Annotated in this window: 19 protein-coding genes and 1 pseudogene; 15 read left to right on the plus strand and 5 right to left on the minus strand. The window is 31.5% G+C overall.

Annotation, left to right across the window (positions count from 1 at the left end):
• Positions 1-4: 4 nt before the first annotated feature.
• The 4 genes from MK851_RS09290 (at position 5) to MK851_RS09305 (ending at position 8,130) form a co-directional block, all read left to right on the plus strand.
• A complete protein-coding gene (locus tag MK851_RS09290) occupies positions 5-2,617 on the plus strand; it encodes a T9SS type B sorting domain-containing protein (RefSeq protein ID WP_320243379.1) in 2,613 nt (870 codons plus the stop codon).
• Between the two features lie 83 nt (positions 2,618-2,700).
• Positions 2,701-5,430: a T9SS type B sorting domain-containing protein gene (locus MK851_RS09295; protein WP_320243381.1), complete on the plus strand. Its 2,730-nt coding sequence runs from the start codon at positions 2,701-2,703 to the stop codon at positions 5,428-5,430.
• 37 nt (positions 5,431-5,467) lie between these two features.
• Positions 5,468-7,456: an excinuclease ABC subunit UvrB gene (uvrB, locus tag MK851_RS09300; RefSeq protein WP_320243383.1), complete on the plus strand. Its 1,989-nt coding sequence runs from the start codon at positions 5,468-5,470 to the stop codon at positions 7,454-7,456.
• Between the two features lie 101 nt (positions 7,457-7,557).
• Positions 7,558-8,130: a hypothetical protein gene (locus MK851_RS09305; protein WP_320243385.1), complete on the plus strand. Its 573-nt coding sequence runs from the start codon at positions 7,558-7,560 to the stop codon at positions 8,128-8,130.
• On the opposite strand, the gene MK851_RS09310 is transcribed toward MK851_RS09305, so the two are convergent.
• Together MK851_RS09310 and sucC are read right to left on the minus strand one after the other, a co-directional pair.
• On the minus strand, positions 8,127-8,690 hold the full coding sequence (locus tag MK851_RS09310) for a hypothetical protein (protein ID WP_320243387.1): 564 nt from the start codon (positions 8,688-8,690) through the stop codon (positions 8,127-8,129). The genes MK851_RS09305 and MK851_RS09310 overlap by 4 nt on opposite strands.
• 92 nt (positions 8,691-8,782) lie before the next feature.
• Positions 8,783-9,979 carry an ADP-forming succinate--CoA ligase subunit beta gene (gene sucC, locus MK851_RS09315; protein WP_303506141.1) on the minus strand — a complete coding sequence of 399 codons (1,197 nt, stop codon included), beginning with the start codon at positions 9,977-9,979 and terminating at the stop codon, positions 8,783-8,785.
• Positions 9,980-10,221: 242 nt separating this feature from the next.
• Here sucC and MK851_RS09320 point away from each other — a divergent pair, with 242 nt between their 5' ends.
• The 7 genes and pseudogenes from MK851_RS09320 (at position 10,222) to MK851_RS09350 (ending at position 16,065) form a co-directional block, all read left to right on the plus strand.
• The gene (locus tag MK851_RS09320; protein ID WP_320243389.1) at positions 10,222-10,968 is read left to right on the plus strand and encodes a carbohydrate binding family 9 domain-containing protein; all 747 of its coding nucleotides are present in this window, start codon (positions 10,222-10,224) and stop codon (positions 10,966-10,968) included.
• 34 nt (positions 10,969-11,002) lie between these two features.
• Positions 11,003-12,754 carry a DUF5916 domain-containing protein gene (locus MK851_RS09325; RefSeq protein WP_320243391.1) on the plus strand — a complete coding sequence of 584 codons (1,752 nt, stop codon included), beginning with the start codon at positions 11,003-11,005 and terminating at the stop codon, positions 12,752-12,754.
• A gap of 89 nt (positions 12,755-12,843) precedes the next feature.
• Positions 12,844-13,500: pseudogene (locus MK851_RS09330) on the plus strand (ABC transporter ATP-binding protein); the annotation flags it as partial.
• Between the two features lie 260 nt (positions 13,501-13,760).
• Complete coding sequence (locus MK851_RS09335) at positions 13,761-14,312, plus strand: CPBP family intramembrane glutamic endopeptidase (RefSeq protein ID WP_320243393.1); 552 nt, start codon at positions 13,761-13,763, stop codon at positions 14,310-14,312.
• A gap of 1 nt (position 14,313) precedes the next feature.
• Positions 14,314-15,078 carry a TIGR02757 family protein gene (locus tag MK851_RS09340; protein WP_320243395.1) on the plus strand — a complete coding sequence of 255 codons (765 nt, stop codon included), beginning with the start codon at positions 14,314-14,316 and terminating at the stop codon, positions 15,076-15,078.
• Between the two features lie 31 nt (positions 15,079-15,109).
• Entirely contained in the window at positions 15,110-15,670 is a 561-nt protein-coding gene (locus MK851_RS09345) for a PAS domain-containing protein (protein WP_320243397.1), read from the plus strand.
• Between the two features lie 11 nt (positions 15,671-15,681).
• Positions 15,682-16,065 carry a DUF6122 family protein gene (locus MK851_RS09350; RefSeq protein WP_303506127.1) on the plus strand — a complete coding sequence of 128 codons (384 nt, stop codon included), beginning with the start codon at positions 15,682-15,684 and terminating at the stop codon, positions 16,063-16,065.
• Here the strand turns inward: MK851_RS09350 and MK851_RS09355 are convergent.
• Together MK851_RS09355 and rimO are read right to left on the minus strand one after the other, a co-directional pair.
• A complete protein-coding gene (locus tag MK851_RS09355; protein WP_320243399.1) occupies positions 16,054-16,803 on the minus strand; it encodes a diphthine--ammonia ligase in 750 nt (249 codons plus the stop codon). The two genes, MK851_RS09350 and MK851_RS09355, sit on opposite strands and share 12 nt — an antisense overlap.
• A 99-nt stretch (positions 16,804-16,902) precedes the next feature.
• Positions 16,903-18,255 (minus strand): 30S ribosomal protein S12 methylthiotransferase RimO, encoded by a 1,353-nt coding sequence (rimO, locus tag MK851_RS09360; RefSeq protein ID WP_303506123.1) that lies wholly within the window; start codon positions 18,253-18,255, stop codon positions 16,903-16,905.
• A 190-nt stretch (positions 18,256-18,445) separates the two neighbouring features.
• Between rimO and MK851_RS09365 the strand changes: the two genes are divergently transcribed.
• The 4 genes from MK851_RS09365 to MK851_RS09380 all read left to right on the plus strand — a co-directional run bounded on the left by MK851_RS09365 (position 18,446) and on the right by MK851_RS09380 (position 21,004).
• Positions 18,446-18,679, plus strand: a complete 234-nt coding sequence (locus MK851_RS09365) for a hypothetical protein (protein ID WP_320243402.1) — start codon at positions 18,446-18,448, stop codon at positions 18,677-18,679.
• Positions 18,679-19,227 carry a hypothetical protein gene (locus tag MK851_RS09370; protein ID WP_320243404.1) on the plus strand — a complete coding sequence of 183 codons (549 nt, stop codon included), beginning with the start codon at positions 18,679-18,681 and terminating at the stop codon, positions 19,225-19,227. The genes MK851_RS09365 and MK851_RS09370 overlap by 1 nt, the downstream gene beginning before the upstream one ends.
• A gap of 31 nt (positions 19,228-19,258) precedes the next feature.
• Positions 19,259-19,834 carry a Crp/Fnr family transcriptional regulator gene (locus MK851_RS09375; protein WP_320243406.1) on the plus strand — a complete coding sequence of 192 codons (576 nt, stop codon included), beginning with the start codon at positions 19,259-19,261 and terminating at the stop codon, positions 19,832-19,834.
• A gap of 66 nt (positions 19,835-19,900) precedes the next feature.
• The gene (locus MK851_RS09380) at positions 19,901-21,004 is read left to right on the plus strand and encodes an SMP-30/gluconolactonase/LRE family protein (protein ID WP_320243408.1); all 1,104 of its coding nucleotides are present in this window, start codon (positions 19,901-19,903) and stop codon (positions 21,002-21,004) included.
• A gap of 84 nt (positions 21,005-21,088) precedes the next feature.
• Here the strand turns inward: MK851_RS09380 and MK851_RS09385 are convergent, their stop codons facing one another.
• Complete coding sequence (locus MK851_RS09385; protein ID WP_320243410.1) at positions 21,089-22,735, minus strand: amidase family protein; 1,647 nt, start codon at positions 22,733-22,735, stop codon at positions 21,089-21,091.
• Positions 22,736-22,775: the final 40 nt, after the last annotated feature.

Below are 22,775 nucleotides of genomic sequence, written 5' to 3' on the forward strand. Positions count from 1 at the left end.
CACTATGAAAAAATTAATTATCTTAAATTTATTGTTTACTTACGTATCTCTATTTTCTCAAAATGATTGTTCTGATGCTATTGTTGTTTGTGGTAATAGTGGTTTTCAAAACTTAAACGCGACAGGGGTAGGTATTCAAGAACTTTCAGGATCTAATACTTGTTCTAGTCAAGAGAATAATAGTTTATGGATTAAAATTAAAATTGATAAAGGAGGTACATTAAGCTTTACCCTAACCCCAACTAATGCTGACGGTAGTCATAATACTGACATTAACATCGATTTTGATTTTTTTATATTTGGTCCAAATGTAAATTGCGGAAACATAGGACAAGCCATTCGATGCTCTACAACAAATCCAGCTGCAAGTAACCAAGGAAATAACCTAACAGGTATTAGGAGTTCTGAAACTGACATTTCTGAAGGGCCTGGTTCTCTAGGTAATAGCTTTGTTAGTGCATTTGATGTAAATGATAATGATTCTTATTTTCTAGTTATTGATAGACCTATAGGTAACAGTAGCTTTAAAATTGATTGGACAGGTACAGCTACTTTTAACAAACCTCCTACAATCAATCCTCCAACAGTTGGTCAATCGTACGACTTGGAAGAATGTGATAGTGATGGTACTTTTGACAACAGTACAAATTTTGATTTGACTATCAATAGTAACTCAATACTAAATGGACAAACAGATCTAAAAATTAGCTACCATCTAAGTAATAATGATGCTCAAACCAACACAAACCCTATAGTAACTCCAAATGCTTTTAAAAACACAAGTAACCCTCAAAAAATATTTGTGAGGTTAACAAACATAAACTCTGAATGTTTCTCTGTAACCGATTATGATATTATTGTAAACAATAATATTAATATTACTCAACCATCAGATTATGTTGTATGTGATGATACTGATAGTGGAAATAATACTGATGGTTTGTATAGTTCATTTTTATTATCTTCTAAAGACAGTGAAATTTTAGGAACATTAGACCCCAGTGCACATATGGTGAGTTATCACCAAAATCTTTCTGATGCACAAGATGATTTAAACCCTATAAATAAAAACACTCTTTTTACTAATACAACAAAAGGCACTCAAACAATCTTTGTAAGAGTTGAGAATAATGTTGGTTGCTTAAATACTGCATCCAGCTTTAACCTAATTATAACACCTATTCCTGATTTTGTTACAATACCACCATATCAACAATGTGATTTTGATGCCAGCCCTACTGATGGTTTCACTACATTTAATTTAAAAATCAAAGAGGCTGAAATATCAAACAATGCTACAAATATAACAGTATTGTTTTTTGAAAATCAAACTGATTTTAATAACAACATACCTATAACATCGCCACAAAACTATATTAATACAACTCCATTTAGTCAAACACTACTTGTAAAAATTATAGATAACACAACACAATGTTTTAATACAGGAAGCCTAGGCCTAACTGTTAATTCCTCAGGCTTGAGTACATTTAATGATATGTATTCTTGTGAGTTAGACACTAATGCTTTAAACCTAAATGCTACTCAAAGTATAGGAAGTCAAAATGCCTTTTTTGATTTCGACATGAAAAGGGATGATATTATTACAAAATCTAACGGTGCTTTAACTAACACTACACATTTGATTGAATTTTACAAAACAGCTATCGATGCTTCTTTACAAATAAATAAAATTATCTCACCTTATAACGATGATTTGTTCACCGATAACTCAGAAATATTTGTAAGAGTTATATCAAGACACAATAATGCTTGCGAAAGCATAGGTAAGTTTAATGTATATGTTGAAAATCTTCCTAAGCCTCAAGGGAATTTAAATGATCTTATTTTATGTATTGACAACCCAAAGTCAAACCCTCAACCACATACAATCCCTTTAAATGCTGACACAGGAAACCCAACCGACACTTATAAATGGTATTTAAATGGAAACTTGATTTCTAATGAAACATCAAATATTTACAACGCTAATTCTGCAGGAAAATATAAAGTTGAGGCCTATAGGAAATACCCTAATATTTCTAAATATTGCATGGGATATAACACATTTCTTGTTAAAGAGTCCAACCAAGCATTAATTGTAAACATTAAATCAGTAGACGATCAAGACAATCCTGAAAGTAATAAAATTGAAATCACTGTTGACGGAATTGGTGACTACGAATATGCTTTAAATAGCACAAATCTTAGCGACTTTGTTAAAGGAAATGAAAATCTAACATATACCTTTACTGATATTCCTCCTGGATTAAACTCAATATCTATTAGAGACCGAAATGGATGTGGAATTACTACATCAAACCAAATTTCAACTATTTATTTCCAACGCCACTTTACACCAAATAGTGATGGGCATTTTGACACATGGAAAGTTTTAGGAGTTAATAATAATTATTATGATGTTGTAAAAGTCCAAATATTTAATCGTTACGGAAAACTCATTAATGAAATTTCCAACAAAAATGACTCTGGGTGGAATGGGGTTTATAATGGTACTATTCTTCCTTCAAACGATTATTGGTATAACGCTGAATTAATTGATTCCAATGGAAAAGTAAGAAGAAAGACCGGACATTTTTCGCTACTTAAAAAGTAGACTTTCTCTCTTTATTAAGAAATTTTAACATATAAATTACATAGATTTTCCTAAATTGCGAGTTAGCAAACAGTTAACTAGCTATGAATAAATTATTTTTTTTGTTATTATGTTTTTTCTCTTTTTTTTGCTTTTCTCAAAGAGAAGCTGACAACTGGTTTTTTGGAGATAAAGCAGGGATACACTTTAATTCAGGAGTTATTGATGTTACAAACAGTAGCCAAATGACTACTAAAACTGGGTCTGCTAGTATTTCCAATAATCAAGGAGATCTACTTTTTTACACAAATGGTCAAACCATTTGGAATAAAGAGCATAAAATAATGGAAAATGGAGATGGTATAGCTGGAGAGCCAGAGTTAATTCAGCCCTCCATAATAGTTCCCAAACCTAATAGTAGTAGTATTTATTATATTTTTTCAACTAGAAAAACTAAAACTGATAAACCTTTATTTTTTCCTGGAATTTATTATTCTGAGATAGAAATATCTAGCACTTACCCACTAGGTAAAGTAACAAGAAAAAATGTACGATTAGAAAACTCTACAGCCCAAAGAATTACTGCTGTACATCACAAAAACGGGAAAGATGTATGGGTTATTTCTTACGGAACTGATTCGTATGGAGGTCCTGATAATATTTTTTTTGCTTTTAAAGTAACTGAAAAAGGCATTAACCTCCCTGTAAAAAGTAGATTAAATGAAATAAACCCTATTTTTACAATTGGAGAAATGAAAGCTTCTCCTGATGGAAGTAAAGTTGCTTTGTCGACCAATTCTTTTCTTTACATCTATAATTTTAATAATACTACAGGAATTCTTACTAGGTTTAAATATTTAAATTTACGACTAAATTTTACTGATGGATATAGCTCTAACGGTTTAACTTTTTCTCCTAATTCAAAATTCTTATATTATCCTTCTTATTTTTTTAGTAGTAATGAACGTAGTTATAACATTATGCAAATGGATTTAAATGACCCCAGAGAAGGTTATTTTGGAGTCTCTGTTTTTAAAACTAATCCCAATAGGTCAAGTGCTTCTGCTCAATTAGGGTCAGATGGAAAAATTTATATAGCACAAGTAGAAAATAAAAACCTTTTTGATGAGAATGGATATTATACAGGCTTTGAAACATTTCCTAAAAAAACTTTAGGAATTATTAATCAGCCTAATAAAAAAGGAGAAGCTTGTGATTATAAACACGATGCTATAAATTTAGAAAATGGCCTATCTTACTATGGTCTTCCTAATTTTATTCAATCTTATTTTAGAAATAGAATTATTGTTGATAATGGATGCGTTTCGGACTTTTTTGAGTTTAGTTTAGACGCTTATGATACTATTCTTTCAGCTAATTGGGATTTTGGAGACGGATTTACTTCAACAGCATTAAACCCTTCTCATAAATATACTACACCAGGTAAGTACATAGTTACGTGTAAAGTAGTTTTAAATTCAACAAAAACAACTTTTTTTAAAGAAATTATAGTCTACTCTCTTCCTGAACTGATAAGTGGTCAAAAGCTAATGCAATGTGATAACGATAACGATGGAATAAGTTTATTTAACCTATATAATATAGATAAAAAAATATCTAATAACAATACTTTAAGTTATAAGTTCTATAGAAGTAAAAAGGATGCAGAAAACGAAACTAACGAAATCTCTAACCCTGAAAACTTTAACAACGAAAGTAACCCACAAACTATTTTTGTCAAAGCTATAAATAATAATAATTGTATTAAAATCGAAAGTTTCATTATTGAAACTTTATTTAAGTCTTCTATTCCTATCTCTCCTATTGTTACTTGTAAAAATCCAGACTATGAAACTAATAAAGGGGATTTTGATTTACAAAGAAAAAAAGATGAAATTATTAATCAATTATCATTATCTAGCTCAAATAGCTTAACTTTTTACGCAACTTTTGATGATGCACAAAAGTCTTCTAATAAACTACCTAGTATGTTCAATTCTACTTCTACAACCATTTGGGTAAAAATAGAAAATGAAAACGGATGCTTTGGTATATCTCCTATAGATTTAATTGTTAACCATCCTCAAATTAACTTACAGGACAATTATACCATTTGTATTAGCCCCTCAGATCACCCTGCTATTATATTAACTGCAGACTCTTCTAACGATCGGTTTGAATGGAAAGATGAAAACAACAATACAATTAGTACCAGTAATAATTTCACTTTAACCAGAGAAGGTGAGTTTTCTTTAACCATTTACAAAATAGTAAACGGTATAGAATGTTCAAACTCTAAAAATTTTACAGTTAACTATCCTCCAGCTCCAGATATTTTAAATGTTGAAGTAAATGTTCAAAGCGAAACCGACAACAGTGTTTATATTAGTATTGATGGAGGTAGTAGTTATGAATTTTCTTTAGATGGTACTACTTATGTTGGAAATGGAACTTCTCACTCTTTTAACAACGTGCAACCAGGTATTGCTACTATTTATATCAGAGACCTTAATAAATGTGAAAGCCCAACGAAAGCTTCAGCAAGTATAGTTGGTTATCCTAAGTTCTTAACTCCAAATGCCGATGGTTTTAATGACTATTGGAAAGTATATGGGGTAAGTTCAAATTTTTTCAAAGAAATTGATATAAAAATCTTTAATCGCTTTGGTAAAGTCTTATATGTTATAAATGATAAAAACACAGAGCTTGGTTGGGATGGAACTTATAACAACATTAAACTCCCTTCTAACGACTACTGGTTCCATGCCAAATTAAAAGATCTTAACGATAATGTAATAGATAAAAAAGGGCATTTTACACTCAAAAGAAATTAAAATTCATCACATAAATAACTATCCGTATTTTTGTTGAATGAACTTTGAATTACACTCAGAATTTAAACCTACAGGAGATCAACCACAGGCGATTAAACAATTAGCTAATGGAATTTTAGCCGATGAAAGATATCAAACTCTTTTAGGGGTTACGGGGTCTGGTAAAACATTCTCTGTAGCCAATGTTATAACTGAAGTACAACGACCAACACTTGTTTTGGCCCACAACAAGACCTTGGCTGCTCAGTTGTACTCTGAGTTCAAACAGTTCTTTCCAAACAACGCTGTGGAGTATTTCGTTTCATATTATGATTACTATCAACCAGAAGCTTATATTCCTGTAACAGGAACCTACATTGAAAAAGACTTATCCATCAACGATGAGATAGAACGCTTACGAATTAGCACCTCTTCTTCCCTACTTTCAGGACGTCGAGATGTGTTAGTAGTAGCCTCGGTATCTTGTTTGTATGGTATTGGAAATCCGACTGAATTCAAAAAAAATGTTATTACTATTGAAGTTGACCAACAAATTTCTCGTACCAAATTTTTACATCGCTTAGTTACCAGTTTATATGCTCGTACAGAAGTTGAAATAAAGAGTGGAACGTTTAAGGTAAAAGGTGATGTTGTTACCATTTATCCTTCTTATGGAGATAATGGATACAGAGTTCACTTTTTTGGAGATGAAATAGAAGAAATCGAAACCTTTGATATCGAAACTAACGAAATTATTACGCGATTAGACAAGCTGAATATTTACCCTGCTAATTTATTTGTAACCTCTCCTGATATACTACAAAATGCCATTCATCAAATTCAAGATGATATGGTGAAACAAGTAGATTATTTTAAAGAAATAGGAAAACATTTAGAAGCAAAACGTTTACAAGAACGTACTGAATTCGACCTAGAAATGATTCGTGAGTTAGGCTATTGTTCTGGAATCGAAAATTATTCTCGTTACTTAGACGGAAGAGAAGCAGGTACCCGGCCTTTCTGTTTGTTAGATTATTTTCCTGATGATTATTTAATGGTGATCGATGAAAGCCACGTAACTGTACCACAAGTTCACGCGATGTATGGTGGAGACAGGAGTCGTAAAGAAAACTTAGTAGAATACGGATTCCGCCTACCAGCTGCTATGGACAATCGTCCACTAAAGTTTGAAGAATTTGAAGCTTTACAAAATCAAGTGATTTATGTATCGGCTACTCCTGCAGACTATGAACTACAAAAAACCGAAGGTTTGTTTATAGAACAAGTAATTCGACCTACGGGATTGTTAGACCCAGAAATTGATGTTCGTCCTAGCTTAAATCAAATAGATGATTTAATTGAAGAAATTCAAATCCGTGTAGAAAAAGACGAACGTACTTTGGTTACTACACTAACTAAGCGAATGGCTGAAGAATTAGCTAAATACTTAACTAGAATTCAAGTACGCTGTCGTTACATTCACTCTGATGTAGATACCTTAGAACGTGTAGAAATTATGCAAGATTTGCGTAAAGGATTATTCGATGTACTTATTGGAGTTAACCTTTTAAGGGAAGGATTAGACCTTCCAGAAGTATCGTTAGTGGCTATTTTAGATGCTGACAAAGAAGGTTTTTTACGTTCACACAGATCATTAACACAAACCGTTGGACGCGCTGCTCGTAATGTAAACGGTAGAGCGATTATGTATGCTGACAAAATTACCAACAGTATGCAACTCACCATTGACGAGACCAATCGCAGACGTGAAAAACAAATTAATTACAATACCACTCACAGAATTACTCCAACACAAATCAATAAAAAGATAGACAATACGCTATCTAAAAATGCTATTACCTCGTATCATTATGATAATGTGGCACAAAAAGCTGCTGAACAAGAGTTGGAATACTTACCTAAACAAGAAATAGAAAAACGTATTCGTACCAAACGCAAGCAAATGGAAGAAGCTGCTAAAGCTTTAGACTTTTTAGTTGCTGCACAACTCCGTGATGAGATTGAGGTTTTGAAAGAGAGTTTGTAAATAAGTTTGGTTTGACTCTTATATTCAAAACCAGTAACTTTGTTATCGAATGATATACATCATTAAAACAATGGATATTTTAACTGTTTTTTTAAATTAAAGTGAAAAACAAAAAGACAATACCAATACTTGGTCTTTTACTTCACTCTGCCAAAGGTTTTTATGATTTAGGATTTAACTGTGCTTATAACCTAAACAAGAACAATGGAATAAGTGGATTTCAAAGAATTCCTGCTGGTGCAGTTAATATGTCCTTTGCTGCCGAACTATTTTTAAAAGCCATTCATTTAATTGTTAAAAATAAATCTATTAAGGGACATGAACTTCTAAAACTATTCAAAGATTTACCTCAGAACACCAAAACGGATATTGAAAAAAGATTTAATTACCACTTAAAAAACAATAATGAGGCTAAACTACTCCCATCACATAAACTTGTTGTGTCTGTATCAGACACAAAAACAAATCAAGATAATTCAGACAACATTAACCTTTTAGAATTTCTCACAAAACATAATTTAACATTCCAAAACTGGAGATATATGCATGAAGTAAAAGACACCGGATATAGCTATGTCGCAGATTTTAAAACTATAGACTGTTTTTTAAAAAGTTTAATTGATTTCATAAATTCTAATCCTAAAAAAACAGATTTAATTCTAAATAAAAATTAATTCGCACTTCCCCAAGGAGCAGTTGGTGTCTCAATTTCCGTAGTTAAATCAAACTTCACAGAAAATAATCTATCTGTTCCTATTCTACGTAAATTATATGTAAAACTTGTTTCATCAATCGTAACCCACCAAACATTATTAGAAGCATACGAAATTAAATCGGCTGTATATTTATCCGCAGGAAAAAACTGAATATTAGGTAATCCCATATTAGGGTTGATTCCTCCATATTGTGTAATTTTATCTTCGGTACCATCTTTATGTCGATGATCGTGTTTCAGCTTTATTAATTTATCGGGACTCATAGTAAAAACCCAAGTACGAGACTTATCTTCTCCTAAAAAAAAAGGTATTCTAACCGTATTCTCTTCACAAAAGCGAACATGCATTACTAATTTTTTGCCTGTAAAACCATCTCCTTCTTTTCCTCCTGCTATTATTGTTCCTTCAAAAGCTTTTCCGCAATGAGTTTTTAGTTTATTCCAAAATAATTCAGAATTCGTTTCTTCTTGTGCTATTAGCTGTAAAGGAAGTAAAATAAGGATTAATAATATTCTCATTGTATTCTATTTATATTTTAGCAAGATAAAACAAAAAACCTCACTATAACAGTGAGGTTTTTTTATATTCTAACTAAGAATTAAAAGGTAGTTTAAGCGTTTAAAACTTCTCCTACTTTATCGGCTGCTTCTTGGAACTCAGTTGCTGAGATAATTTCCATTCCGCTGTTGTCAATTAATTCTTTTGCTTCTTTAGCATTTGTTCCTTGTAAACGACAAATAATAGGCACATTAATTTTGTCTCCCATATTCTTATAAGCATCTACAACACCTTGAGCAACACGATCACAACGAACGATTCCTCCAAAAATGTTTACTAAGATAGCTTTTACATTAGGATCTTTTAAAATAATTCCGAAAGCAGTTTCAACACGTTGTGCATCTGCAGTACCACCAACATCTAAGAAGTTAGCTGGATCACCACCTGCTTGCTTAATTAAATCCATAGTTCCCATTGCTAAACCAGCTCCGTTTACCATACATCCAACGTTACCATCTAAATCTACATAGTTTAATCCTGCAGCTTTCGCTTCAACCTCAATAGGGTTTTCTTCACGTAAATCACGCATTGCTGCATAATCTTTATGACGGTATAATGCATTCTCATCTAACGATACTTTAGCATCTACTGCCATAATTTTATCATCAGATGTTTTTAATACTGGGTTAATTTCAAACATCGAAGAATCAGACTTGATGTATGCAGTATATAAAGCAGTAACAAATTTTACCATTTCTTTTAAAGCTCCACCGCTTAAACCTAAGTTAAAAGCAATTTTACGAGCTTGGAAAGGCAATAATCCTGTTGCAGGATCAATTTCTTCTGTAAAAATTAAATGTGGAGTTTCTTCTGCCACTGTTTCAATATCCATACCTCCTTCAGTAGAGTACATAATCATGTTTCTACCAGTAGCACGGTTTAATAAAACTGACATATAAAATTCATCTGGCTCACTATCACCAGGATAATATACATCCTCAGCAATTAACACTTGGTTAACTAACTTTCCTTCTGCTGAAGTTTGAGGAGTTACTAACATCATTCCTAAAATATCATCAGAAATGCTTTTTACTTCGTCTAAGTTTTTAGCTAACTTAACTCCACCTCCTTTTCCACGACCACCTGCGTGTACTTGAGCTTTAATTACGTGCCAACCTGTACCTGTTTCTTCTGTTAATTTCTTTGCTGCTTCAACAGCTTCTTCTGGAGTATTTGCAACAATTCCGCGTTGAATACGAACGCCAAAACTGCTTAATATTTCTTTACCTTGATATTCGTGTAAGTTCATTAGATATGAATTTTTAAAGTCGAACAAAAATACAAATTCAATTTATAATACCTTATAAATTGTACTTTAATTTATGATTAAAATCAATTTTATTCAATTTTTGTTTTTACATTTTTTTAACACTTAAACATGTAACATTCTTTTTTTTAACAGGTCTTTACTGTAATTAACGTGATTTTGTGATTTATTAACCCAAATCATAATAATTTAGCTCAACAACTAATACTATATCTCAATCAACTATGCTTAAAATTTTAGCATTTCTTACAATCTGTTTCTTCTTTATAAAAATCACAACTGCTCAAACTATTAACCAAAATAGAAAAAAACTAGACGTAGTACGTGTAGATTCACCACCAAAAATTGATGGAAAACTAGATGACACCGCTTGGCAAAATGTTCCTGTTGCTAAAGATTTTGTGATGATGCGTCCTGACAATGGAAAAGAAGAACCTAACACTCATAAAACAATAGTAAAATTGGTGTATGATGACAATGCTATTTACATCAGTGCCAAAATGTATGATCCTGATCCTTCAAAAATACCTGCTGAGTTTACCAACAGAGACAATATTTGTAATAGCGACTTCTTTTTAATAACCATTAACCCTAACGATGATGGACAAAATCCTTTTGAATTTATTGTAACCAGTTCTGGTGCGCAAGCAGACTCAAAAGTATCAAACGGAAATGAAGATTTTAACTGGAGCGCTGTATGGGATAGCGATTTTAGTATTAACGAAGACTCTTGGGTTGTGGAGATGAATATTCCTTATAGAGCTTTACGTTTTGCCAATGTTCCTGTTCAATCATGGGGAATCAATTATCACAGAAAGGTTCTAAATTTGAATGCTCAATTTACTTGGAACCATATTGATAATCAACAAGGGAATTGGACACAATACGATGGTTTGTATAAAAACTTTACCAATATAAAACCTCCTACTCGATTAAATTTTTATCCATACATCGGCAACTACAACCACTAAAGATGATAATACCGTTTTTGACTGGAGCGTAGGTATGGATGTGAAATATGGAATTACTGAAAACTTTACACTAGACGCAACATTAATTCCTGATTTTAGTCAAGTAGGTTTTGACAATGTTACCTTAAACCTCGGCCCTTTCGAACAACAATTTACAGAACAACGTCAATTTTTTACAGAAGGAACCGACCTCTTTACCAAAGGTAATTTGTTTTATTCTAGAAGAATTGGTGGAAGACCAATAGATCAATTTTTTGATGAACGAAAAGATGATGATGAATTTACTGATGGTAAAAAAGTAAATAATGAAGTTATAGATATTCCTGATAAAGTTCAAATGCTAAACGCTATAAAAATATCAGGAAGAACCAAAGGAGGTTTAGGAGTTGGCTTTTTTAATGCTATTACCGAAAAAACAGAAGCTACTGTTGAAAGAACTGAACAAACAATTAACGGGTTGGATACAATTAGCAATGTGAGTACTTATAAAACTACAGTAAATCCGTTTTCTAATTACAATATTATGGTGTTAGACCAGCAATTTAATCAAAACTCATCTGTTACCTTAATTAACACCAATGTAACTCGTGATGGACGATTTAGAGATGCTAATGTTACTGGGTTACTATGGCATGTAGAAGATAAAGAAAGTAGATACAATGTAGACGGTAGTTTTAAAATGAGTACTATCTCTGACGATGAAGACAACCCTAATACAGGTTACACTTTCGATACTAGTATAGGAAAACAATCAGGGAATTGGCGTGGAGAAATTGGGTATAATTTTGAAAATAAAGACTATAACCCTAACGACATGGGAATTCTATTTAGCAATAACGAACAAGTTATTTACGGTTTTATCGGTTACCAGCTGTTAAAACCTAAAGGACTATTCAATAATTATAGAGTTAATATTTTTTATGATGTTAACTTCTTACACAATCCAGGAACCTACGTAGGTACAAATGCTAGTTTATCTTTTGGTGCTGACACAAAAGAACGATTTAGCTTCGGAGGAAATTTGAATTATAGTACAGAACGAAAAGATTTTTTTGAACCAAGACAAGGAACTACTAGTGGAGTTTATTTTAACAGACCTGAAAGACTAAATGTGAATCACTGGGGATCTACTGATTATAGAAAAAAGTTCGCTATAGACTACGATTGGTATTATATTTTTTATAAGAACAATCCTAAAGAAGACTATGGGTTCAGAATTTCTCCTAGATATCGTTTTACCAACAAGTTTTCTTTAATTTATGGTTTCAGGTATGGTAAAACAAATAACGGTCAAGGCTATGTTACAAAAATTGATGAAGATGATGTAGAAGAAAAACCTTCATTAGCTCCTTTAAAAGATCATATTATTTTCGGGCAACGAGATTGGGCTACTTATGACAATTCTTTAACTGGGAAATATACGTTTAGCACAAAATCAGCAGCGTCGTTATCGTTTAGGCATAACTGGAGTAAAGTTCCATATCAAGAAAAGTATTTTAGCTTAAATGAAGATAACGGAGAACTTACTTCAAATAATTATCAAGGAGAACACGATAAAAATTTTAATAGTTGGAACTTAGACTTAAATTATCAATGGCAATTTGCTCCTGGTAGTCAATTGATTTTTTTCTACAGAAACTCTATAAGACCTGATCATGATTTTGCCCCTGCAAATATTGAGTTTAAAAACAATATCTCTAAACTCTTTGATCAAAGCATGCAGCATAGGTTTTCAGTTCGCTTGGTTTATTTTATTGATTATAACAACATCAAAAGCATAATTTAAATACACGTTTATGTATTATTTTAAATCAGGTAAGCTCTAAAGTTTATCTGATTTCTTTTTTATACATTCGTTACTTAGAAAATAACACTATGATTGTTGCTAAAAACATCCACAAACATTACGGAGAGGTAGAAATTTTAAAAGGCGTTGACCTTCATATAAAAAAAGGAGAAATTGTAGCTATTGTTGGTCCTTCTGGAGCTGGTAAAACAACCTTATTACAAATTTTAGGAACTTTAGATAAACCCTTAAAAAATCAAAACTACGAATTGTTAGTCGATGGTGTTTCTATCAAAGGTTTAAACGACACAAAAGTTTCTGCTTTCAGAAATAAACACATCGGATTCATTTTTCAATTTCATCAGTTATTACCAGAATTTACTGCCTTAGAAAATGTTTGTATTCCTGCCTTTATAGGAGGAAAAGGAAAAGCAGAAACCGAAAAAAGAGCCAAAGAATTACTAGCCTTTTTAGGATTATCACATAGAGAGAACCATAAACCTAATGAACTTTCTGGTGGAGAACAACAACGTGTAGCCGTTGCCAGAGCTTTAATTAATGAGCCTTCTGTTATTTTTGCTGACGAACCTTCAGGAAACCTTGACTCTACTTCTGCTAAAAACTTACATGAGTTATTTTTTAAGCTACGTGACGAGTTCGGACAAACTTTTGTGTTAGTTACGCATAACAAAGAGTTAGCGAAAATGGCTGATAGAACACTTACCATGAAAGATGGAATTATTGTTGATTCTAAAAACATATTTTTTGACAATCCTATTAGTAAAAAGAAACCAGCAACCAATATTACGAACAAAAAGAACTATTCATATTCAGGTCAATTACTTGCAAGAATTTCAGGTGCTTCAATTGTTATAGGTATTTTTAATATTATAGATGGAGGTACTTATACATCAATAATTGGAATATTATTTATTTTTATTGGAATAGTTGCTGCTTTTTTCTCAAAAAAATTATATCGTAAAAATTAAGCTTATTCATTCTTGACATGAAAGAAACTTTTCAAGAACTTGTTACTTATTTAAAAAACCCTGTCTTAGAAAAAGATACTAACCAGAATAGTACGTATCGATTTCAAAAATTCTTTCATCTATTGATCATAAGTATTATTACAGGTGCTGTATTGTCTCCTCTTTTTATTCTTATTCAAGAATTGGGTTGGGTAAATATGAATGAGCATGCTATGGAGGAACTACTAAAAGCACACTCTAAATGGTTTATTGCTTTTCTTGCTATTATTTTAGCCCCTTTGTTCGAAGAATTATTTTTTAGAGCTCCTATCACCTTATTTCATGGCAAAAAAACATTTAAAAAAGCCTTCTATATCTTTGCTATACTTTTTGGTTTAGTACACTTAACCAATTTTGGTATTACCACAAATGTCCTTTTATTAGCTCCAATATTAGTTGCTCCACAAACTATTTTAGGCGGCTATTTAGGATTTATTAGAGTTCGTTTTGGCTTACAATGGAGTATCTTATTACATGCTTGCTATAATGCTTTCTTTGTTTTGCTTAGTTTTGCAGGAGATTTAGTATAAAATGAACAAAACTGAACTTAAAGAATTTTTAGACGAAAAGGTTGTACGATACAACAATCCTGATTTTATTGATAGTGATCCTATTCAAATTCCACATCTATTTTCGTTGAAAGAAGATGTTGAAATTGCTGGTTTTCTAGCAGCAACTATTGCCTGGGGAAATCGTAAAATGATTATTAACAACTCCCATAAAATGATGAGCTTAATGGGAAACTCACCTTACGATTTTGTACTCAATCATACTGAAAAAGATTTAGCTAGTTTTGATGGATTTGTTCACAGAACTTTTAATGCAGATGACTTTAAATTTTTTATTCAATCATTAAAAAACATCTATCAAAACCATGGTGGATTGGAAGCTGTTTTACAACCTAAAGGTAATGCCGATAATTATCAGTATGCTATTCATCATTTTAAACAAGTTTTTTTTGAAATACTACACCAACCAAGAACTTTAAAACATGTTTCCGATCCGTTGAAAGGTTCAGCATCGAAGCGAATTAACATGTTTTTACGTTGGATGGTACGCGATAATACTACTGGAGTCGATTTAGGTATTTGGAAAAAACACTCACAGGCTAACCTACATTTACCCTTAGATGTTCACACAGGAAATGTTGCTCGAAAACTGAGAATCCTTACTCGAAAACAGAATGACTGGAAAGCAATTCAAGAACTTGACCTAACGTTAAGAAAGTTTGATAAAAAAGACCCTGTTAAGTATGATTTTGCCTTATTTGGTTTAGGCATTTTTGAAAAGTTTTAATTTTTCTAAAAAAAGTAGTTACTTAGTTGATATGAAAAATAGTTTTGATAAAATGATGTCTTTAGATATTTATGTGTCTAATTTGGAAAAAGAAGAGTATACTAAAATTGCTACTGACCTTGAACCTTCTTCAAAGAAAAGTGTAAACCTTTTAAGTTGGGGTATTCAAGATTTGTTTTTTGAAAAAGAGTTATATAGTGACTTAAAAATTATAAAAACGCTATCTAAAAACCTTAACTGGAAAAACAACATATCACATATTATAAAAGAGAACTATTATGAATCTTTAGTTCTTACCGATAGGAATAAAAAAATAGTTTGGGTGAGTGACGGTTTTACAAAAATGACGGGATATAAAAAAGAGTTTGCTTTAAACAAAACTCCACGTTTTTTACAAGGTGAAAAAACCAAGGAAACTACTAGAAAAAGGATTCAAACGAAACTACTAAAAGGAAAGCCTTTTAAAGATATAATTGTCAATTACAGAAAAGATAACTCTACCTATAAATGTGAATTACACATTATTCCACTGCATAACAATAACAGCTCAAAGGTCACACATTTTTTAGCTTTAGAAAAAGAAGTAGTTTAATCTTAAAATAAATGCAAGCATTTATTCATTATTTTTTACATTTTGGTTTTCCCATAATCATAGCCTATCTATTTTTTAGAAATAACTGGAAAAGAATTGCTCTAATTTTGCTTGCTACTATGTTAGTAGATCTAGATCATTTATTTGCTAACCCAATATTTGATTCTAACCGATGTAGTTTCGGGTTTCACATACTTCACTCTTATTATGCTATTGGAATCTATATTGTTTTACTCTTTTTAAAAAGACCTTATAATATTATAGGTTTAGGATTATTGCTGCACATGCTAACCGATTTTATCGATTGTTTATTTATGTACAACGCTTGTAATTCTTGCTTAGAAAATGCCCCAGCAAAAAGTTTATTAGAACCAATAAGCAAATTACTTTTTTAACAGTAAATCACAGTACCAAAAACTTCTATCATAGTTTTTAGTAGCTTTTTTTTCTGATTTCTTTGAATCCTGATAACAGTTGTCATCATCGTTTTTATGCAAAGTATACGATTTCAACACCTTCTCTCCTATTTCAAAGGCTACAGGTTTCTTAAAAATAGGTCCATCATAACAAAAAGTATGAAACTCACCATTTTCTCCGCAAACATCTACTCCCTCAGGAAGCTCATTTATAAAATCATCATCAATAACCCTACCTACAAACTCTTCTCCCAACAATTTTGCATTGACACAAACGGTAATTGTTTTAAAACCTAAACTCAGAAATTCACGTAATAACTCCTTAGTATCTTGCTTCCATAGCGGATATACTCCTGTAATTCCTACTTCTTGTAATTTTGAATCACGATACGCTCTTAAATCTTCCAAGAAAATATCACCAAAAATGCCATTTACAAGACCTACATCTTTTAGCTCAGCAGTTTTCTCTTTCACTCTCTCATTATACAAATCCATCGTAACCTCAGCAGGAAAGTAAATTTTTTCTAATGGAATACCAATACTTTCAGCTTGTGCATCTAGTAAATCTTCATGCAACCCATGCATTGAAACACGTTGGTAATCTTGATTTACATTCGTAATCAATTTTTGCACATCGTATTCCTTTTGTTTCAATATTTTGTATAATGCTAATGAAGAATCTTTCCCAGAGCTCCAATTAAAATAGGCTTTTTTCATGTGACAAATATGCATAAAAAAATCCTGCAATAGCAGGATTCATTTTTATTTCGTTTTCAGTAAGATTCCTCTCTTCATTCTGAATGACATTTGTGAAAATTACTTTCTCTTTTGATTTAAGGGAACTGGTCTTTCTTGTTTTACTACAGGTTTTCCATGTAAATCAAAATCTCCTGCTTCAAAAATTTCAATATCAATAAATTCTCCTAATTTGATATAATGTTCACGTGCATCAACAATTACATCATTATCTACATCTGGTGAATCAAACTCAGTACGTCCGTAGTAATATCCACCATCTTTTCTATCAAATAAACATTTAAAAGTCTTTCCTATTTTTTCCTGATTTAATTCCCAAGAAATTTGCGATTGCACTTCCATGATTTCATTCACACGTCTAAACTTAACATCAGCAGGCACATCATCTTCTAAAACATATGCACCTGTGTTTTCTTCGTGTGAATATTCAAAAGCTCCTAAACGTTCAAAACGCATTTCTTCTACCCAATCTTTTAATTCTTGAAATTGCTCTTCAGTTTCTCCAGGGTATCCAACAATCAATGTCGTACGAATTGCCATATTTGGTACTGCTTCACGGAATTTATGAATCAACGCAGTGGTTTTTTCATGCGTTGTACCACGCTTCATTGACTTTAAAATCTCGGTGTTGATATGCTGCAGCGGAATATCTAAATAATTACAAACCTTTGGCTCATTTTTCATTACTTCTAACACGTCCATTGGGAAACCTGTTGGAAAGGCATAATGCAAACGAATCCATTCTATTCCATCAACTTTCGCCAACGCTTGCAGTAAATCTGCCAACGCACGTTTTTTATAAATATCTAATCCGTAATAGGTTAAATCTTGTGCGATTAGCATGATTTCTTTAATCCCTTTTTCAGCTAACTTGGTAGCTTCTGTAACCAAATCTTCAATTGGGGTAGAAACATGCTTACCACGCATTAACGGAATAGCACAAAACGAACACGGACGATCGCAACCTTCAGCTATTTTTAAATAGGCATAATGTTGCGGAGTCGTTGTTAAACGCTCACCGATTAACTCATGCTTATAATCTGCTTCTAAAACTTTAAGTAAATTAGGTAGATCGTGAGTACCAAAATACTGATCTACATTGGTAATTTCAGCTTCTAAATCTGGTTTATAACGCTCACTTAAACAACCAGTAACAAATACTTTATCTACTTCACCTGCTTCTTTACGTTGCGCATAATGTAAAATAGTATCTACACTTTCTTCTTTAGCTTTACCTATAAAGCCACATGTATTAATTACTACAATATTACCATCGTCATTTTCATCTTCATGAACCACGTCTTTACCATTGGCTTTTAACTGTCCCATTAACACTTCACTATCGTAAACGTTTTTAGAACAACCTAAGGTAACTACATTGATTTTGTTTTGTTTTATTGTTTTGGTACGCATATCAAAATTTTGGGGTACAAAGATACGTTTTAATTGATCTTTTTTTACTTTAAACCCTTAAAAATTAGCTTGATTCTTAGGATTGTTTTAGATAACTTCGCTTTCAGTTGATATAAGTCATTAAAACGAACTTATACTCTACATTGTAGCTAGTTAAAAATAATAACTCTGAATTTAAAACTTAAAAAGAATGAAACCAATAGAAGTAATTAAATTAATATTCGGGATTATTTTACTGTTAATAACATCTATCGTAGGAGTAATATTTTTATTTGAGAGTTTAGGCTTTTCAACAAAAACAATCAATCACAAAAATATTTCTTATATATTCTCCAAAGGTGAGTCTAAAGATATTTTTATTTTTTTAGGTTTTTGTGTATTAGCTGGTGCATATTTAATAACATCTATTAAATCAAAAGACTAATGAAGTTTAAAGTCATTGTAATATCGTTTATTTGTTTACTTTTTTCTTGTTGTTTTAGCCCTGACTATAAAAAATCTGAATTAGAAAAATATACCTTGAACTACAAAAATGGTAATAAGTACTGTGAAGGGACTTATTTAGTTTACAAAAAAGGAGAAAAAACAAAAAAATATAAAGATGGAATTTGGAAGTTTTATACTATTGAAGGAAACCCTGAAAAAATAGAAGAATATGATTTTGACGACTTGATAAATTACAAAGAGTTTAATGAGAAAGGAAAGATAATTGTTTCAAAAATAATTTCAGACAAAACAACTACATTTTCTAGATTTTATGAAAACGGGAATATAAAATACGAAAGTGTTACTGAATATGAAACTGACGAAGATTATGAGGTTGATGAAGATGGAACTCATTATTATAATACTGAATATAGTTACAAAACAATAAAAACATATCATAAAAATGGGCAACTGAAGTCTTTGAGAAATGATGAAGGGATTACCAAAATATGGGATAATTTAGGTAATTTGATTTTGGAATTTTAACATAAAAACTACACTAATCACTATCTACATAATGAATGAACTCAAAAGATTGTTACACGATTTAATCGGACTCACAGAAGATGAATTTCAAACGTTTCACAATCAATTAGAAAGAAAAGAATATAAAGCTAAATCCTTATTAATTGAGGAAGGAAAAACAGTAAAAGATTTATACTTTGTCGAATCTGGGCTCTTTAGAACATTTAAAAACATAGAAGATAAAGAATTCACTACCTATTTTGCTTGTGATAAGCATTTTATAACTGTTTTTGATAGCTTTATATACCAAACTCCTTCTTCTGAATTTTTAGAAGCCATTGAAGATAGTGTAGTTTATAAGATATCTTTTGATAATTTGACTCAATTATATAAAGAGTATCCTAATTTTGAAAAGTTTGGACGTGTTTTAGCTGAGAGAAATCACCTTTGCGCCCAACAAAGAACATTAACAATGCAAACAAAATCAGCCAAGAAAAAGTACTTAGATTTTATAAAAGATTACGATAAAAAAATTGTTTTAAAAGCTCCTCAATACCAAATAGCTAGTTTTCTTGGTATAGCTCCTGAGTCGCTTAGTAGAATTAGAAAAGAGGTTGTCATTTCCTAACATTTATCAAGATAAAAATAGTTTATCATTATTTTCTTTGTCTTTATAAATCATAAAATAAATACAATGAAAACAGTATCGATAGTAAAATATACTATACTCTTAATCTTGCTCATTTTTATAGCTAGTGTTTCGTTTAAATCATGTTCAATAAATCCAGAAGCTTGGTCTCCTCCTACACCACCAAAACTGGAAGGCGTACTTCTTGAAAATGACCTGCTAAGTTCAACCCAGCACATCAATTTAGATGGTTGGTACGGTCCAGAAGATATTGCCGTGGATAATCAAGGAAACTTATATTGTGGGGTGCACATTTCAGAAACAGATTTTTCAGATGGTAGAATTTTAAAAATTGATACTTCTGGAAAAGCCTCTGTGTTTTGTAATACAGAATCTTGGGTAGCAGGATTACATTTTGATAGCAATCAAAACCTTATTGCTTGCGATTTAGAAAGAGGTTTAATCAGTGTTGATAAAAGCGGAAAAATCACAACCTTAGCTAGTGAAGATGAACACGGAAACAAGTTTTTAATCCCGAATGATGTTGACATTGCTTCTGATGGAACTATTTATTTTACCAATACTTCTTCTAAAATTCCTTTTAGCAGAACACATATTTGGAAACTATTAATGGAAGCAAAACCAGACGGAGGTCTTTATAGCTACAACCCGAAAACTAAACAAGTAAAAACACTTATAGAAGGCACCTATTTTGGAAACGGTGTTGCGGTTTCTCAAAATGAAGACTTTGTTTTAATGGTAGATTTAACTAAATATAGAATTCTTAGATACTGGTTAAAAGGCAGTAATAAAGGAACAACGGATATTTTTCTAGATAATCTACCTGGTTTCCCAAATGGAGTCTCTAGAAGAGCCGATGGGAGCTTTTGGCTTGGTTTTTCTACTAAAAGAGATCCTTCTTTAGATGGAATACACTCTAAACCACTTGTAAAAAAATTAGTTTATGGTCTTCCGCTTTTTTTACAACCCAAAGTAGCTCGTTATGGAATGATTATGCATTTGAGTGCAAATGGAGAAATATTAAAAACGTATTATGACGCTACTGGTAAAGTTGTATCAGAAGCAAGTTCTGTTGAAGAGCATGATGGTTATCTTTATCTCGGCGGGGATGTATCTGGTCATATTGGAAAATACAAATTGGAGAATTAAAATTCTTCAGAATAATACTACAACAAAAAACTCCCATTTTAGGGAGTTTTTGTACTATTTGTTTTTCTTGACAATCTATTTTTATTATTGATAATTAACAGGTATTTTTCTTGCTTTCGTTAGTTGTTCAAATGCATACCCTAATTGTAATAAGTCTTTTTCGGTAAAGGGTTTTCCTATAAAAGTCAAACTAATTGGTTCTCCTGACTCTTTATACCCCATAGGAACTGTTAAAGTTGGATATTTTGCTACAGCAGCAATACCTGAATGATAATTGTTTATTGATACAATAGCATCTAAATTTTGTTCTATTAAGTCTTTTAAAAACTTTTTCCCGTTAAAACTTAAGCTATCTTTTATTACTTCTAATTGAGTTAAGTTAGTAGTATCCTTTACTATTCCTTCAAATAATTGTTGTCCATACGGTGCTCTTTTAATTGAATCCTTTTTATTGAATACTACTACATCTTCTATATCTTTTATTGTTAGTTTTTTATTTCCATAAATAGATAGATACTTAGATAAATCGTGTTTCATATCTATATTTAACAGTATTAAAAATCCATCAAACGATATTTCAGGTGGTGTTAACTCAATAATTTCTGCACCAGTTTCTTGTAGTTTTTTTATATTTTCTTTGTAAATAGAATCTGTTAAAATAGGTTTTAACACTCCTATTCTTTTTCCTTTCATTGTGTAGTTTTCTTTAAGCAATTCTTTAGAATTAAAACCTTCAGTTTTTAAAGAGGAACTATCTTCATTATCTTTCCCTAACATTGCTTCAAATAAAATAGCGTTATCCACAATACTTTTCGTCATCGGACCAGGCGTATCTAGTGTGCTTGAAATTGGAACAATTCCTGAGCGACTTAAAACGCCAATTGTTGGTTTTAATCCAACTACTGAGTTTTGACTTGATGGTGAAGTTATTGATCCTGCTGTTTCTGTCCCTACAGCTACCACTGCATAATTTGCCGCAACTGATACTCCACTTCCTGAACTAGAACCCCCAGTTTCAAAAATTTTTCTTTTATAAGGATTTAAAGTTTGTCCTCCTGTAGCGCTGTAACCTAGTGGACAGTCTTCACAAAAGAAATATGCCCATTCACTTAAATTCACTTTCCCTAAAATCAAAGCACCAGCTTCTTTTAACTTTTTAACAATAAAAGCATCTTTATCAATTGAATTGTTTTGCAAGGCTACAGCTCCTGCAGTAGTTATCATTCCTTTTGCATCAATATTATCTTTTATTAAAATAGGGATTCCATTCAAAGAGAATTCTCTAACTTTTTTTGATTCTTTATCTTTTGCTCTTGCTGCTTCTAATACCTTTGGATTTAGGGATATTATTGCATTCAAGTACTTGGTACTATCACTTTCAAACTTTCGAATTCTGTACAAATAAAACAAAGTTAATTTTTCGTAGCTAAGTTTCTTTTCTGCAATGCTCTTTTGAATAGACGGAATATCTTTTTCTAACACCAATGGTTTTAATTCATTATACTGCTCTTCAGAAAAATTTGATAAGTCCTTTTCAAAAGGTGTAAACTCTTTATTCAAGTCTAAAAATTTAGATTGAAGTACTTGAAACTTCATTCTCTTTTTCTCGTGTTCCTGTTGCTTTTCTATTTCAGAAGATTCATCGTATTTCTTAAAATACACCTTTGCTGGTGTTTGCTTACATGCACCTATTAATAGAATTGTTATTAATAAAAAAACTGCTTTTCTCATTTGCCAAGTATTTGATAATCAAATGTAATTATAAAAATTG

The sequence above is a fragment of the Tenacibaculum sp. 1B UA genome, assembly GCF_033978845.1.
Classification (GTDB): Bacteria; Bacteroidota; Bacteroidia; order Flavobacteriales; family Flavobacteriaceae; genus Polaribacter.

Bases quoted from the DNA above. Each gene is read 5' to 3' on its own strand.
- MK851_RS09385 (WP_320243410.1), bottom strand. From the start codon at position 22,735: ATGAGAAAAGCAGTTTTTTTATTAATAACAATTCTATTAATAGGTGCA.
- MK851_RS09310 (WP_320243387.1), bottom strand. From the start codon at position 8,690: ATGAGAATATTATTAATCCTTATTTTACTTCCTTTACAGCTAATAGCA.
- MK851_RS09325 (WP_320243391.1), top strand. From the start codon at position 11,003: ATGGATGTGAAATATGGAATTACTGAAAACTTTACACTAGACGCAACA.
- MK851_RS09355 (WP_320243399.1), bottom strand. From the start codon at position 16,803: ATGAAAAAAGCCTATTTTAATTGGAGCTCTGGGAAAGATTCTTCATTA.
- uvrB (WP_320243383.1), top strand. From the start codon at position 5,468: ATGAACTTTGAATTACACTCAGAATTTAAACCTACAGGAGATCAACCA.
- MK851_RS09290 (WP_320243379.1), top strand. From the start codon at position 5: ATGAAAAAATTAATTATCTTAAATTTATTGTTTACTTACGTATCTCTA.
- MK851_RS09345 (WP_320243397.1), top strand. From the start codon at position 15,110: ATGAAAAATAGTTTTGATAAAATGATGTCTTTAGATATTTATGTGTCT.
- MK851_RS09295 (WP_320243381.1), top strand. From the start codon at position 2,701: ATGAATAAATTATTTTTTTTGTTATTATGTTTTTTCTCTTTTTTTTGC.
- MK851_RS09350 (WP_303506127.1), top strand. From the start codon at position 15,682: ATGCAAGCATTTATTCATTATTTTTTACATTTTGGTTTTCCCATAATC.
- rimO (WP_303506123.1), bottom strand. From the start codon at position 18,255: ATGCGTACCAAAACAATAAAACAAAACAAAATCAATGTAGTTACCTTA.
- MK851_RS09340 (WP_320243395.1), top strand. From the start codon at position 14,314: ATGAACAAAACTGAACTTAAAGAATTTTTAGACGAAAAGGTTGTACGA.
- MK851_RS09370 (WP_320243404.1), top strand. From the start codon at position 18,679: ATGAAGTTTAAAGTCATTGTAATATCGTTTATTTGTTTACTTTTTTCT.
- MK851_RS09365 (WP_320243402.1), top strand. From the start codon at position 18,446: ATGAAACCAATAGAAGTAATTAAATTAATATTCGGGATTATTTTACTG.
- sucC (WP_303506141.1), bottom strand. From the start codon at position 9,979: ATGAACTTACACGAATATCAAGGTAAAGAAATATTAAGCAGTTTTGGC.
- MK851_RS09320 (WP_320243389.1), top strand. From the start codon at position 10,222: ATGCTTAAAATTTTAGCATTTCTTACAATCTGTTTCTTCTTTATAAAA.
- MK851_RS09335 (WP_320243393.1), top strand. From the start codon at position 13,761: ATGAAAGAAACTTTTCAAGAACTTGTTACTTATTTAAAAAACCCTGTC.
- MK851_RS09375 (WP_320243406.1), top strand. From the start codon at position 19,259: ATGAATGAACTCAAAAGATTGTTACACGATTTAATCGGACTCACAGAA.
- MK851_RS09380 (WP_320243408.1), top strand. From the start codon at position 19,901: ATGAAAACAGTATCGATAGTAAAATATACTATACTCTTAATCTTGCTC.